Source organism: Roseburia sp. TF10-5, assembly GCF_003462365.1.
Lineage (GTDB): Bacteria > Bacillota > Clostridia > Lachnospirales > Lachnospiraceae > Roseburia > Roseburia faecis.
The window spans coordinates 93,829-106,753 of sequence record NZ_QTYW01000006.1 but is presented as its reverse complement, the minus strand read 5'-3'; the positions used below and the strand labels follow the sequence as shown (position 1 = coordinate 106,753).

Here is a 12,925-nt window from a genome sequence, read left to right as displayed (position 1 = left end):
ACAAAAGCAAACCAATTTTACCTATTTTTGATTTTTTTTGATTTTTTCCTTTTCCCCTGATGACTTTTTTCAAAAATGTGCTATAATAAAATACGAAACGCAGATGTAGTTCATCGGTAGAATACCAGCTTCCCAAGCTGGGGAGGCGGGTTCGATTCCCGTCATCTGCTTTTTCTATGAGAAAGGCGTCCTTTTTTTCCGGACGCCTTTTCTTTTTCAATGATTAACGATAGTAATACGCGCCGCCCTTTCTGGTGATCGTAGCATTACGCAAATCAAATTTCTTTTTCTTCAAAGAAGACTTTTTCAATGTGAACTTAACATCTTTTGTCGAATAAGAAGAAACGGTAACATTGTATCTGCTCGTTTTATACGTACCAATCGTTTTTCCACTAGCATCTTTCACAACAATGTTGACATCCTTCAATGCGGTAATATAGTCTGTCGTATTATTGACAATTCTAGCTGTCATAACAAGATTTCCAGACTTATCAAAAGAAGCTTTATAAACTTCCATCACACATTTATTGTAATCCACATCGCTACTGCTTAACTTTACGGATGAAAATTTATTTTCCTTTACGGTTACCTTACAGGTCAGATTCTCTCCATCTTCTGTCACAGCATAAACCGTTGTTTTTCCAGCTTTGACGCCGGTTACTTTACCATTCTTATCTACTTTGGCAATTTTGGAATCTTTAGACTTCCATGCTTTTACCTTTGCTCCGGTAACAGAAAGCTTCTTGGTGTATCCTTTGGTAACAACCGCATTGGCATTGCTGATCTTTGCACCACCATTGTACTGATACATGTATAAAAGATATTTTGTACTCTGTGAAAATGTAATTCCGTAATAGTAATCCCCGGCATCCACATTTGGAACAGGATCTACAAAATAATACACACCTTCTTCATACTCCCAGCTGGTAGAAGATGATGATATCTGATAAGGGTTATCTGCCCGCTGTACTTTATTTCCCACACTGTCGTATACCGTAATTGTCATATCGACAGGTGCTTCTGTCACGATCTGTGCAACAAATCCATAACTTTTGGTCAGAGAAAACGGTGTCTTTACTTCTGTTCCTGCTGTCGCCTGTTCTGTCTGTGTAGGTGCAATAATTGTAGTAAACTTCTCTGCTGCCTCAACTTCTGTTGTGCCAACACATACCGTTGTGAACACCAGCACCAGTGCCAGCATAAAAGTTACAATTCTTCTGGTTCCATTTGTTTTCATAATTTTTCCCTTTCTATCTGTATGTTGTTCTACCTTTATAGTATCACATATCAAAAAGGAAACCGCAAGTCGTTCTTTCTTCCTATTTTAACAGTCTTTGACGAGATCTTTAACCACTTCCCCGGCAATGATCAGTCCGACTACCGATGGCACAAAGGCCACACTTCCCGGAATCGCCCGACGCTCCGTACACTTGTGCTTTGCTCCCGGCGGACAGATACAGTTTGAGCGGCAGCTAATCGCCATATCCTCTACCGGTTTGATCGGTTCTTCCTTAGAATACACAACCTTTAATTTCTTTACGCCCCGTTTCTTTAACTCTCTGCGCATAACTTTTGCTAACGGACATACACTGGTCTTGTAAATATCTGCCACTTCAAATTTACTGGCATCTAACTTGTTTCCAGCCCCCATACTGCTGATGATGGGAATGTCCATCTCTTTTGCTTTCATTACAAGTGCAATTTTTGCAGTGACCGTATCTACCGCGTCCACAATATAATCATATTCTTCAAAAGGAAAGTCCTTTGCATTTTCCGGCAGAAAAAAACAGTCATGGATCTCCACCTTCACATCGGGATTGATTTCGAGCATGCGCTCTTTCATAACTTCTGTTTTATATTTCCCAACCGTCTTTCTTGTTGCGATAATCTGACGGTTCAGATTTGTCAGACATACTTTATCATCGTCAATCAGATCGAATGCGCCTACGCCTGTCCGGACCAATGCTTCGCAGACATATCCGCCCACACCGCCGATTCCAAACACTGCCACACGAGCATTTTTCAACCGCTCCATAGCCTCTTTACCTAACAGTAATTCTGTTCTGGAAAACTGTGTTAACATATATCAAGCTCCTTTTATCCTATTTTTCCTATCGCAATACATTATATTATAGGAAGCTTTAAACTGCAAGCCTGTATACTTTTTATTTCTTATGAACGAAAAAAAGCGGCCTATCTTTCGACAAACCGCCTTTTTCAACTATTCAGAACCCGCCAATTGAAATCCGCGCATACACTTAATGGCTCCGATATCCTCCATTGCGTTTACCATGCGGTAAACGGTTGCAACGCCGATTTTTGGATCTACCTTTGATGCCTTGAAATAGATTTCCTTACAGCAGGAACAATCTTCCTCAAGGATAATATCCAGCAGCATCAGCCGCTGCTTGGTAATCCTACAGCCTGATTCCTTCAGTTTTTGAATAATCATTTCTCTCTGCATCATTTGGCATCTCTTCTTTTTCTATTTTGCTGACACAGTTTTCTTTGCGTCAAAGTTTAATGTGTTACTCTCCTTATAAGGACGGAACAGCAGATAAATAAATCCGATGATCAGTAAGAATGCTACAACGGTACCAACACCGAATGTACCAACTGTGATCAGTGTACCGATCTGGTAGATACACAGGGAAACAATGTAAGCTAAGATACACTGATATCCGATCGCAAACCAGAACCACTTCACGTTGTTCATCTCACGCTTGATCGCACCCATAGCTGCGAAACATGGTGCACATAACAGGTTGAATACCAAGAAACCATAAGCGGCAACCGGAGTCATAACCAAAGACAGTGACTTCCAGATTTCGGAACCATCTTCTGCAACTTCTGCAAAACCGAATAACTGTCCGAACGTAGCTACAACGTTCTCTTTTGCGATCAGACCGGATACAGCAGCAACTGCCATCTTCCAGCCGTTACCAGCCTTGGTCCAGCCAAGTGGTGCGAAGATCCATGCGATTGCAGAACCAACTTTTGCAAGAACACATTCTGCCTGGGCAGCCTCAAGAGCAGCACCCTCTAATCCGTCGAAATCAAGCATTCCAAAGGTTCCGTTGCTCCATCCGAAGTTCATTAAGAACCATAAAACAATTGTTGATAACAGGATAATTGTACCTGCTTTCTTGATGAAAGACCATCCACGCTCCCACATGCTGCGGAGTACGTTTCCAACGGTTGGCCAGTGATATGCAGGAAGCTCCATAACGAATGGTGCAGGTTCTCCTGCGAACATCTTTGTTTTCTTTAAGATAATACCGGAACAGATAATTGCTGCAACACCTACAAAGTAAGCACTCCATGCAACCCATCCGGAATTATGGAAGAATGCACCTGCGATCAAAGCAATGATTGGAAGTTTTGCTCCACAAGGTACGAATGTTGTTGTCATGATTGTCATCTTGCGGTCACGGTCGTTCTCGATCGTACGGGAAGCCATAACACCAGGAACACCGCATCCACTACCAATCAGCATTGGGATGAATGATTTTCCGGATAATCCGAATTTACGGAAAATACGGTCCATGATAAATGCGATACGTGACATATATCCACAGGACTCAAGGAATGCCAGGAAAATGAACAGTACCAGCATCTGCGGTACGAATCCAAGTACAGCACCCACACCGGAGATGATACCATCTACGACAAGTCCTGTCAGCCAGCCGGCACAGTGAATGTTCTCAAGTAAGGTTCTTGCTCCCGGAACAATCCACTCGGCAAACAATGTATCATTTGTCCAATCGGTAAGGAATCCACCAACTGTTGTGATAGATACATAATATACGATAAACATAACCAATGCAAAAATCGGAAGTGCAAAAAAACGGTTCGTAACAATACGGTCAATCTTATCCGAAGTGGAAAGTTTCTCACCCTTCTTTGCTTTTGTAAGACACTCTCCAATGATGGAAGAAATGTATACATAACGCTCATTGGTAATGATTGACTCGGTATCATCATCAAAATGATCCTCAAGTTCCTTGATCTCTGCAGATACATCTGGCATCAGACTTAAGAGTTCAGAAATCTTATCGTCTTTTTCCAGAAGTTTGATTGCGAAAAACCGCTTCTGTTCCTGTGGAATATCCGAGCTGATCTTATCCTCTACCTTTGCAATGATATCCTCAACCTCTGATGAGAACGCATGTGCAGGTGTGACTTTCTTCTTCTGCTGTGCGAGAGCAACGGCCTTTTCTGCTGCCTTTGTAATTCCTGTTCCTTTCAGAGCGGAAATCTCAACAACTTCGCAGCCCAGTTTCTGGCTCAGCTTATCGATATGTATCACATCACCATTCTTGGCAACGATATCCATCATGTTTACTGCCATGATTACCGGAATACCAAGTTCCATGATCTGTGTAGAAAGATATAAGTTACGCTCAATATTTGTACCGTCCACAATATTGATGATTGCATCCGGTCTGTCTGCAACAAGATAATTTCTTGCCACCACTTCCTCCAGGGTGTATGGGGAAAGAGAATAAATTCCCGGAAGATCCATGATGGTAACATCTTTATGACCCTTCAGACGTCCTTCCTTTTTTTCTACTGTTACACCCGGCCAGTTACCAACAAACTGATTGGAACCGGTCAATGCATTGAACAATGTCGTTTTTCCGCAGTTTGGATTTCCTGCCAATGCAATTTTCACTGCCATAATTCTCCTCTTTTCTGTGCTGGCGCACCTTTGTTTTATCAACCTTGCTAAAATTTGAAATCGCTAGTTTCTGTAAGCACCTGCTAGTTTTTGTAAGCCGTTACTAACCTTATGGTAAAAAAAAATTACTCTACCTGGATCATTTCAGCATCTGCTTTACGCAGGGACAGTTCATAACCTCTGACCGTAACTTCCACCGGATCTCCGAGCGGGGCTACTTTACGGACATAAATCTCTACGCCCTTGGTAATTCCCATGTCCATGATACGACGTTTTACAGGTCCTTCGCCTGTCAGTTTTGTAGCTTTGACAGTCTCGCCAACTTTTGCATCTTTTAATGTCTTCATCGCTGCTCCCTTTCTAAATCATTATTTTATTTGCCATATCCTTACCGATAGCAACACGCGCTTCTTTCACATTCACGATCATGTTTCCATCCGTTTCAGATATCACAGCCACTTTTCCCCCGACAACAAAACCAAGATTCTCAAGATGGCGTCTTGTTTCTTCTTTTCCACCGATCTTTTTGATCTCATTCTCTTCTCCTGCTTTGCACATTGTTAAAGGCATCATAAAAACATCCTCCTGCTTTCCGCCGCGTGCAAGCGACTTTATTGAGAATCATTTCCATCTCTTACGTCAGTTAGTATATGCTAACGAGCATAAGTTGTCAATAACAAAATAATATTTTTTCAGCTTATCCGACATTTTTCTCCCTAAAATACTCAGGTGCCAGCACACAAAATTTTTCTGTTATTAAGCGTTTGCAAGCGCTTTTCCAAGTGCCTTGCACTGTTCAATCGCATCTGCATCCGGAGCTTCCTGACAGATGACACCTTCTCCTCCTACGATCGTTGCGCCGGCTCCGCTCATACGTGCTTCCCAGTCACGCATCCACTGGCCGTCACCCCATCCGTAAGAACCAAACAGTCCAATCTTCTTTCCGGAAGCAAATCCTTCCACGTCTGCAACAAACGGCTCCATCTCACTCTCTTCGAGTACTTCTGCTCCCATGGCAGGACATCCTAATGCAAATACACCCTCTCCCTTTAACTCATCAATGTTCATATCACTGACAAATACAGCTTCCGCCTCTTTGCCTGCCTCTTTGATTCCTTCCACGACGGCATTTGCCATGCTTTCTGTGTTTCCACCCTGTGTCCAAAATACAACTGAAATCTTACTCATTTTAAATTCTCCTTTTCTTTTTATAATGTTATGATGCATATTGACAGTCACAATCAACCAGCTGCCAGATTTCCGTATTGCTGCAAATCGCAATAATCTCTTCAATGCGCATTCCATATGACAAAAGCTGGATCAGTTTTTCTCTGGAATGTTCATATTTTTTAAACAGCCGGATTTTTTCATGTGGTCTGTCGTATACTTTCCAGTACCCCGAATACAAATAGTTTTTCCCCTGATTGCGGATGAATCCTTTTACATCCTCCGGCGGATATCCAAGCAACAGTCCCATCTCATGCGGAAAAACTTTCTTTTCCCTCAGATACTGCTGGTAATGTGCACGAAACACCGGTAATACCTGTTTTAAGTTTGTGTCAGTATAGCCAATCTCATGCAACAATGCCTGCACGCTTTCTTTGGAAAAAAATGCTTCCAGACGATCCGGATGATACAAAAACACTGTAATCTTCCCCGCATGAATTCCCAGCGGATAAATCGTCAGTTCACTTTCTTTAAAAATATCTTTCATCCGCTGGTAATCCTGTTTTTCGATATTCAACAGATTCGATTCTTTCAGTCCGGTGATCAGCGGTGCACACTGAAATGCTATCTGAAGTTCGATTTCATCGCCACGCAGTTTCCGTATGATCTCCCATGTTTCGCTGCTCAAGTCCGTCACCCCTCCCTAAAGTTAGTTATATCTAACTTAAGAAAAGAATACACGAAAAAACAGGCTCTCGTCAAGAGCCTGTTGTGATATTTTTTATCAATTATATTTTCTGTTGCGTATACCGTACCAATGCCTCCCGATAAATCGCCCCCAGACGGCTTGGCAGAACTTTTTTATGGGTCACCATGCCAATATGCATATCTCCCTGCGCCTGCAGCGGAACCGAGACAATATTCTCTCCGTTTAATTCCTCGTCAATCACCCCGCTGCAGACTGTATAACCATTCAGACCAATCAGCAGATTAAACAGGGTTGCCCGGTCTCTGACACGGATGTTTTTCGGCCGGTCCACGGTACTGAATATCTCCTCGGAGAAGTAAAAAGAATTGTGTTCTCCCTGTTCAAAAGAAAGATACGGATACGGCTCCAGTTCTTCGATTGTCACAGACTTTTTGCCCGCAAGCGGATTTTTCGTGCTCACAAAAATATGCGGTTTTGCCACAAAAAGCTCGGTAAACACAAGGTCATGTTCCTTGAGCAGTTTCTCAAGTACGGTACGGTTAAAATCGTTCAGATAAAGAATTCCGATCTCGCTTTTCATCTGCGCGACATCCTCTATGATTTCATACGTCTGGGTTTCCCGCAGACAGAAATCATACTTTTCGCTTCCATACCGCTCGATCAGTTCCACAAATGCATTGACTGCAAACGAATAATGCTGGGTGGAAACACTAAATTCCTGTTTCCGCCCAGCTTTTTTCTTGTATGTTTCCTCCAGCAGTGCCGCCTGTTCCAGAACCTGTCTGGCATACCCTAAAAAAGTCTCCCCCTCTTTGGATATGACAATTCCGCGGTTTGTCCGTTCAAAAATGGTAATCCCCATCTCTTTTTCCAGTTCCCTGACTGCCTTTGTCAGACTCGGCTGGGAAATAAATAATTTCTTTGCCGCATCACTGATCGTCCCGGTCTGTGCAACGGTCGTAACATATTTCAACTGCTGTAAGGTCATAAAGCATCCTCCTATAAGATGTCAATATACTCTCCGTTTAATGCTTTATTCATGCTGCGGACAGCGCAGAATTTACCGCACATGGAACAGGTATCCTCCTGTTCCGGTGCCCGGTCCGCACGAATGGCTTTGGCGGTCTCCGGGTCCATGGCACATGCCCACTGTGCTTCCCAGTCCAGTACTCTTCTGGCATCCGCCATCTTATTGTCCATCTCCATGGCTCCCGGTACATGCTTTGCGATATCTGCCGCGTGCGCTGCAATCTTTGATGCCATAATTCCCTGCTTTACATCGTCCACATTCGGAAGTGCCAGATGCTCAGCTGGTGTCACATAGCAGAGGAATGCCGCACCGTTGGCAGCAGCGATCGCACCACCGATGGCAGAAGTGATATGATCATATCCCGGCGCAATATCGGTCACCAGAGGCCCCAGTACATAAAACGGTGCACCCATGCAGATGGTCTGCTGGATCTTCATATTTGCAGCAATCTGATCCATCGGCATATGTCCCGGCCCTTCCACCATAACCTGGACATCCTTTTCCCAGGCACGTTTTGTCAGTTCTCCCAGACGGACAAGTTCCTCAATCTGACAGACATCCGAAGCATCTGCAAGACATCCCGGACGACAGGCATCTCCCAGTGAGATTGTCACATCATATTCCCGGCAGATGTCAAGAATTTCATCATAATATTCATAAAACGGATTTTCTTCCCCGGTCATTGTCATCCACGCAAATACTAAAGAACCGCCACGGGATACAATGTTCATCTTCCGCTTGTGGTTTTTGATCTGATCGATGGTTTTTCTGGTAATGCCGCAGTGCAGAGTAACAAAATCCACACCATCCTCTGCATGCAGACGTACAACATCAATAAAATCTTTTGCCGTGAGTGTTGCCAGGTCTCTCTGATAGTGTATCACAGAATCGTATACCGGTACAGTTCCAATCATCGCCGGACATTCCGAAGTCAGTTTTCTCCGGAATCCTGTAGTATCTCCATGGGAAGACAGATCCATGATTGCGTCCGCTCCCATATCCACCGCTGCCATAACTTTCTGCATTTCAATATCATAATCTTTCCAGTCCCTGGATACTCCGAGATTGACATTGATTTTGGTCCGGAGCATGGAGCCCACCCCCTGCGGGTCCAGACATTTATGGTTTTTATTTGCGCAGATGGCAACCTTTCCGGCTGCCACCAGAGGCATCAGTTCCTCTACACGCATATGTTCCTTCTGTGCAACTTTTTTTAATTCTTCTGTTACGATTCCTTTTCTTGCAGCTTCCATCTGCGTTTTGTATTCTCTCATTGGTTTCTCCCTTCCTTGTATAAAATAAAAAAACACACGTATAATGCTTATACGTGTGTGGTAACTTTCATTTTTCCCTACGTTGGCATTATCCAAATCAGGTTACAGGTCAAAGCAATACAGCTTACTCTCAGCCTTCTTTTTGAAAGCTCCCTTTTTCTTATTTTAAATATAGTTCATTATTATACAATCCATGGATGCTGTCAAGATTTTCCCTGTAAGTTCCGATAAAAATACATAAATTTGCCAGGAAGTAGATTGTCATTTTCTGTGTTTTACGCTATGATGAAACTATTAGGCAAATTTACAGGAACCTCTTATTACGGAGAATACATGTTATGAAAAAACCTGATTTAACCAAATACAAAACTACAAGCACGCTTTATCTGCTTATTCTTATCATTGCAGCTGTTGCACTGGTTTTCGGCTGGCAGTGTACCTCATACAGTCTCAGCAACCACAGCGCGGATCTGCACATCCAGATGCTCCCGTCCCGGCGTGTTAAGGTATCCAAAGCAACTACTGTTTACCGGATTTCCGATGTCCGATGGACCAAAAAGGCTTCTACCCTGATGTTTTACAGCCAGCATCAGACCGTGGTTGTGGAAGTAGACGGAAAGCTGCTTTATACGCGCAGCCTCAAAACGGACAGTATTCTGCATACAACCGGACGTAATTGTGAAATGGTCTCTGTCCCGGAAAATACACGTAGCATCCTCGTCACACTCACCAACTGCAACCTGGACAAACAGGTGTCTGATCCGGTTTTCTATCAGGGCGATGGTGTCCATATGTTTCGCCATGAACTTTTAAAAGCAGGGATCCCCATGCTCCTCGGCATTATGAACGTTGTACTTGGCATTCTGATGCTCATCTACTGGCTGTTTGTGCATCATTGGGCATATGTGAGCAAATCCATGCTGTATCTGGGAATTCTTACAACGGATCTTGGTGCATGGTTCTGCCTGGAAACAAGCTCTTCCATTCTTCTGTCACAGAACCCGGTGTTCCATTCCTATGTGACCCGCATGCTTCTTCTGCTGCTGCCCATTCCTTTTATGATGTTCGTCCGGCATTATTTAAAAGCAAGGGACCGGTATCTTTGCCGGATTTTTGTCTGGCTGGATGTGGCAGAGATTGCAGTTGTTTTATTCCTGCAGCTTATGGATATCCGTGACCTGACGCAGACACTCTGGATGACCCATGTCATGATCGGCCTTGCAGTTTTATATTTTATCTATACCATCTGCAACAAATTTTATCACCACACGACGACACATGCCCTGTGGATCTGTACCATAGGGATCATTATTCTGATCGGTGCTCTTTTTTCCGACATGTACAATTATTATCAGGGGTCGCAGGACATCGAAATTGTCGGCCGCATCGCCATGCTGCTTTTTATCGTAACCCTTGCCTGCGACACCGCATTCGTATCCCTAAAGGAAATCGATACCGGCCGTCGCGCGGCTCTCTACCGTGAACTTGCGGAAAAGGATCTCCTGACCGGCTGCTACAACCGGAATGCTTACCACGAAGATACCAGCCGGTGCAAAAAACTGACAAATCTTCTGTTGTTTGTATTTGACCTGAACAACCTGAAATACTACAATGATAAATTCGGACATGACTGTGGGGATCAGTATATTACGGATGCCGCACATATTCTCCGGAAAATTTTCTCCCGTCACGGAAAACTGTACCGCATCGGCGGGGATGAATTCTGTGTTTTGATTGACGACCATAATACCTGTGATATCAGCCATCTGATCTGCTGTCTGCGAAAAGAGGAGGCCGTTTACAACGCCTCCTCCCGAAACATCCATCTGCAGATTGCCTGTGGATATGCTGTCTTTGATCCACGGACAGATGCGGATCTGGATGCCCTTCAAAAGCGGGCAGATCAGAATATGTACGAAAACAAAAAACAGTTAAAAACATTTTCTTACCGCTGAGGCTTAAGCCTGCAGCGGTATTTTTGCGACATCCTTTTTTCGGAGCTTCTTTACCTCATACAACTGCTCGTCCGCAAGCGAAAGTGCATCCGCAAGACTGTGCTCATCGCCCGGCTCTAACGCACAGGCACCGATGGAAACCGTTACGTTATACGGTTTGTCACTCTGTTCATTCCGAACGGTGAATGCATCGTATAACTCCTGTAATAACAGTTCTTTTTTCTTTTCCGTCATCAGTGCACATGCATACTCATCCCCGCCGATTCTCGCAACAACCCCATCCCCTGTCTGCTCCTTTTGGACAATCTCTGCAAGAATTTCCGCGATGGTGTGCAGGGAATAATCCCCTTCCTCATGTCCGTACCGGTCATTGATGATTTTAAGATTGTTCATATCCGCATAAAGCACCAGAAATGTTTTTTCCGCTGCTCTTGCTTTTTTCAGCATAGGCTCCGCATATTCGAAAAATCCCCTCCGGTTACAGATCCCGGTCAGTGGATCTTTCTTTGAAAGTGTTTCCAGTTCCAGATTGTTTTCCTTTAAGACATACAGAGATTCCTCTAACTGTTTCTGAATATCCTCATTGTTTTTCAGAAGATTCAGCATCTTGACTGCTGCCGAAATCTGATTACTTAAAAATTCTCCATATTCCAGCACTTCATCGGTCAGATCACACACTAAAATTCCATACAGCATTTCATTGGCATACAGAGGAAGCGTTACCATCCATGCCCGGTCAGACATTCCCAGCCTGGAAAACCGGAAAATATTTTTTGCCTTTTTTTTCTGATGAATGGCGGGTATATTTTCTACATTTCCATGAAGTTCCCTGGCTTTCAGCAGCAGCTGCTCCGGCATCTGAAATAATTCATGATTCAGATGAATGACCGGCTCCTCATAGATGTACAAAAATGCATTATGTATCTTTAACCATTCCATTGTTGCAAGAATTTCCCCAAAACTCTGATCGGTTCCTTTTTCAAAACAAAGCAGTTTCAAAATAAAGTTTTTCATTTCGAAATTTACCCGTTTCTGCTTTCCGAACAGTTCATCGGCCCAGTGATTCATGGACTCGTACTTTTCCAGCACATCATTGCGCGCATCCACTTCTTCCTGATTTCCCCGGCAAAACGAATTCCGGATCACCAGATCGGTCGGAAGGCGCACAGAAGAGACTTTTTCTCCCTGCATCATCCGGCATAACAGTTCACATGCTTTGCTGCCAAGTTTTGACACATCCGCACGTACCGAAGAAAGTGTCGGATAAATCTGGGAACACCACTCCGTATCATCATACCCGAAAACCGAGATATCCCTTCCCGGCATAAGCCCCCGCGCCTTCAGTTCTTCATAAAATCCGGCTGCAGTTTCATCATTGACACAAAAAACGGCTTCCAGATCCGGATTGTCATCCAGAAGTCTGGCATAGGTGCTATGCGCATTTCCCGTCAGATCCCCTTCCACATACCGTTTTTCCTGCGGTAAGATACCGTTCTTCCAGAGTGCACTCTCAAACGTAGCTTTGCGCTCCATTGCATCGGAATTTTCCTTCGGTCCGCCTACCATTCCGATTTTTGTGTAATGCAGATCCTGCACGAGATAATCGATTCCCTGCCGGATTCCACGGTCATTGTCATAACTGACATTTACATATCCTTCCAGATCAGAGGAAACCAGAACGCATGGAATTCCATCATAGTGATGCATAAATTCAACCATACGTTCTTTCGTCGTGTAACAGCCAATACAGTTTGCCGCTACGATAATCCCGTCCAGACGGCCTTTTTGTACACTCGAAAACAGGGTATCATACTGATATTCATACATAATATCCGTGTTCTGCGCGTAATCACGGTCTAAAAATTTTCCCGGAAGCACTACCATGTTGACATCCTGCTCTTTTGCTGCCTCCCTCAGACCTTTACACAAAAAACGTGTAAAATCGTCTGTGATGCCTCCGACCATCACGCCTATGGTTTTCCTTGTTTTTGTCATATCTATCCGCCCCTTAGCTCATTTCAATTAAAGTTAGCTCATTTTCTATTCTTAATAAAATTATTTTAATATAATTTTATGTTTATATCAATTATATTTTTAGCTAATTTTAGT

The 12,925-nt window shown here is 43.6% G+C and carries 11 protein-coding genes, 1 tRNA gene, 1 pseudogene and 1 riboswitch; of the genes and pseudogenes, 2 read left to right on the top strand and 11 right to left on the bottom strand.

The window, feature by feature from the left end; genetic code table 11:
• Positions 1–99 precede the first annotated feature (99 nt).
• Positions 100–170 (top strand) — tRNA-Gly (locus DXD06_RS07995).
• A 53-nt stretch (positions 171–223) separates the two neighbouring features.
• On the opposite strand, the gene DXD06_RS07990 is transcribed toward DXD06_RS07995, so the two are convergent.
• The 10 genes and pseudogenes from DXD06_RS07990 to thiC form a co-directional block, all read right to left on the bottom strand.
• Positions 224–1,237, bottom strand: a complete 1,014-nt coding sequence (locus tag DXD06_RS07990; protein ID WP_055068213.1) for an Ig-like domain-containing protein — start codon at positions 1,235–1,237, stop codon at positions 224–226.
• 87 nt (positions 1,238–1,324) lie between these two features.
• A complete protein-coding gene (locus tag DXD06_RS07985; protein WP_117831284.1) occupies positions 1,325–2,083 on the bottom strand; it encodes a tRNA threonylcarbamoyladenosine dehydratase in 759 nt (252 codons plus the stop codon).
• A gap of 177 nt (positions 2,084–2,260) precedes the next feature.
• Positions 2,261–2,464, bottom strand: a pseudogene (locus DXD06_RS07980) (transcriptional repressor); the annotation flags it as partial.
• Between the two features lie 21 nt (positions 2,465–2,485).
• Positions 2,486–4,681 carry a ferrous iron transport protein B gene (feoB, locus tag DXD06_RS07975; protein ID WP_117831283.1) on the bottom strand — a complete coding sequence of 732 codons (2,196 nt, stop codon included), beginning with the start codon at positions 4,679–4,681 and terminating at the stop codon, positions 2,486–2,488.
• A gap of 125 nt (positions 4,682–4,806) precedes the next feature.
• Positions 4,807–5,028 carry a FeoA family protein gene (locus DXD06_RS07970; protein WP_022046949.1) on the bottom strand — a complete coding sequence of 74 codons (222 nt, stop codon included), beginning with the start codon at positions 5,026–5,028 and terminating at the stop codon, positions 4,807–4,809.
• Between the two features lie 13 nt (positions 5,029–5,041).
• Positions 5,042–5,254: a FeoA family protein gene (locus DXD06_RS07965; RefSeq protein ID WP_022046950.1), complete on the bottom strand. Its 213-nt coding sequence runs from the start codon at positions 5,252–5,254 to the stop codon at positions 5,042–5,044.
• Between the two features lie 183 nt (positions 5,255–5,437).
• On the bottom strand, positions 5,438–5,869 hold the full coding sequence (locus tag DXD06_RS07960; RefSeq protein ID WP_022046951.1) for a flavodoxin: 432 nt from the start codon (positions 5,867–5,869) through the stop codon (positions 5,438–5,440).
• Positions 5,870–5,897: 28 nt separating this feature from the next.
• Positions 5,898–6,536 (bottom strand): DUF3793 family protein, encoded by a 639-nt coding sequence (locus tag DXD06_RS07955; protein ID WP_117831282.1) that lies wholly within the window; start codon positions 6,534–6,536, stop codon positions 5,898–5,900.
• Positions 6,537–6,636: 100 nt separating this feature from the next.
• Positions 6,637–7,545 (bottom strand): LysR family transcriptional regulator, encoded by a 909-nt coding sequence (locus DXD06_RS07950; protein ID WP_117831281.1) that lies wholly within the window; start codon positions 7,543–7,545, stop codon positions 6,637–6,639.
• Positions 7,546–7,556: 11 nt separating this feature from the next.
• Positions 7,557–8,861, bottom strand: coding sequence for a phosphomethylpyrimidine synthase ThiC (gene thiC / locus DXD06_RS07945; protein ID WP_117831280.1), 1,305 nt, complete (start codon positions 8,859–8,861; stop codon positions 7,557–7,559).
• 57 nt (positions 8,862–8,918) lie between these two features.
• Positions 8,919–9,027, bottom strand: a riboswitch (TPP riboswitch).
• Between the two features lie 172 nt (positions 9,028–9,199).
• Here thiC and DXD06_RS07940 point away from each other — a divergent pair.
• The gene (locus DXD06_RS07940) at positions 9,200–10,816 is read left to right on the top strand and encodes a sensor domain-containing diguanylate cyclase (RefSeq protein WP_117831279.1); all 1,617 of its coding nucleotides are present in this window, start codon (positions 9,200–9,202) and stop codon (positions 10,814–10,816) included.
• Between the two features lie 3 nt (positions 10,817–10,819).
• Here DXD06_RS07940 and DXD06_RS07935 read toward each other — a convergent pair whose 3' ends face one another.
• The gene (locus DXD06_RS07935) at positions 10,820–12,811 is read right to left on the bottom strand and encodes a diguanylate cyclase domain-containing protein (RefSeq protein ID WP_117831278.1); all 1,992 of its coding nucleotides are present in this window, start codon (positions 12,809–12,811) and stop codon (positions 10,820–10,822) included.
• Positions 12,812–12,925: the final 114 nt, after the last annotated feature.

Excerpts from the sequence above, each read along its gene's own strand:
- DXD06_RS07990 (WP_055068213.1), bottom strand. The coding sequence starts at position 1,237 with ATGAAAACAAATGGAACCAGAAGAATTGTAACTTTTATGCTGGCACTG.
- DXD06_RS07985 (WP_117831284.1), bottom strand. The coding sequence starts at position 2,083 with ATGTTAACACAGTTTTCCAGAACAGAATTACTGTTAGGTAAAGAGGCT.
- feoB (WP_117831283.1), bottom strand. The coding sequence starts at position 4,681 with ATGGCAGTGAAAATTGCATTGGCAGGAAATCCAAACTGCGGAAAAACG.
- DXD06_RS07970 (WP_022046949.1), bottom strand. The coding sequence starts at position 5,028 with ATGAAGACATTAAAAGATGCAAAAGTTGGCGAGACTGTCAAAGCTACA.
- DXD06_RS07965 (WP_022046950.1), bottom strand. The coding sequence starts at position 5,254 with ATGATGCCTTTAACAATGTGCAAAGCAGGAGAAGAGAATGAGATCAAA.
- DXD06_RS07960 (WP_022046951.1), bottom strand. The coding sequence starts at position 5,869 with ATGAGTAAGATTTCAGTTGTATTTTGGACACAGGGTGGAAACACAGAA.
- DXD06_RS07950 (WP_117831281.1), bottom strand. The coding sequence starts at position 7,545 with ATGACCTTACAGCAGTTGAAATATGTTACGACCGTTGCACAGACCGGG.
- thiC (WP_117831280.1), bottom strand. The coding sequence starts at position 8,861 with ATGAGAGAATACAAAACGCAGATGGAAGCTGCAAGAAAAGGAATCGTA.
- DXD06_RS07940 (WP_117831279.1), top strand. The coding sequence starts at position 9,200 with ATGAAAAAACCTGATTTAACCAAATACAAAACTACAAGCACGCTTTAT.
- DXD06_RS07935 (WP_117831278.1), bottom strand. The coding sequence starts at position 12,811 with ATGACAAAAACAAGGAAAACCATAGGCGTGATGGTCGGAGGCATCACA.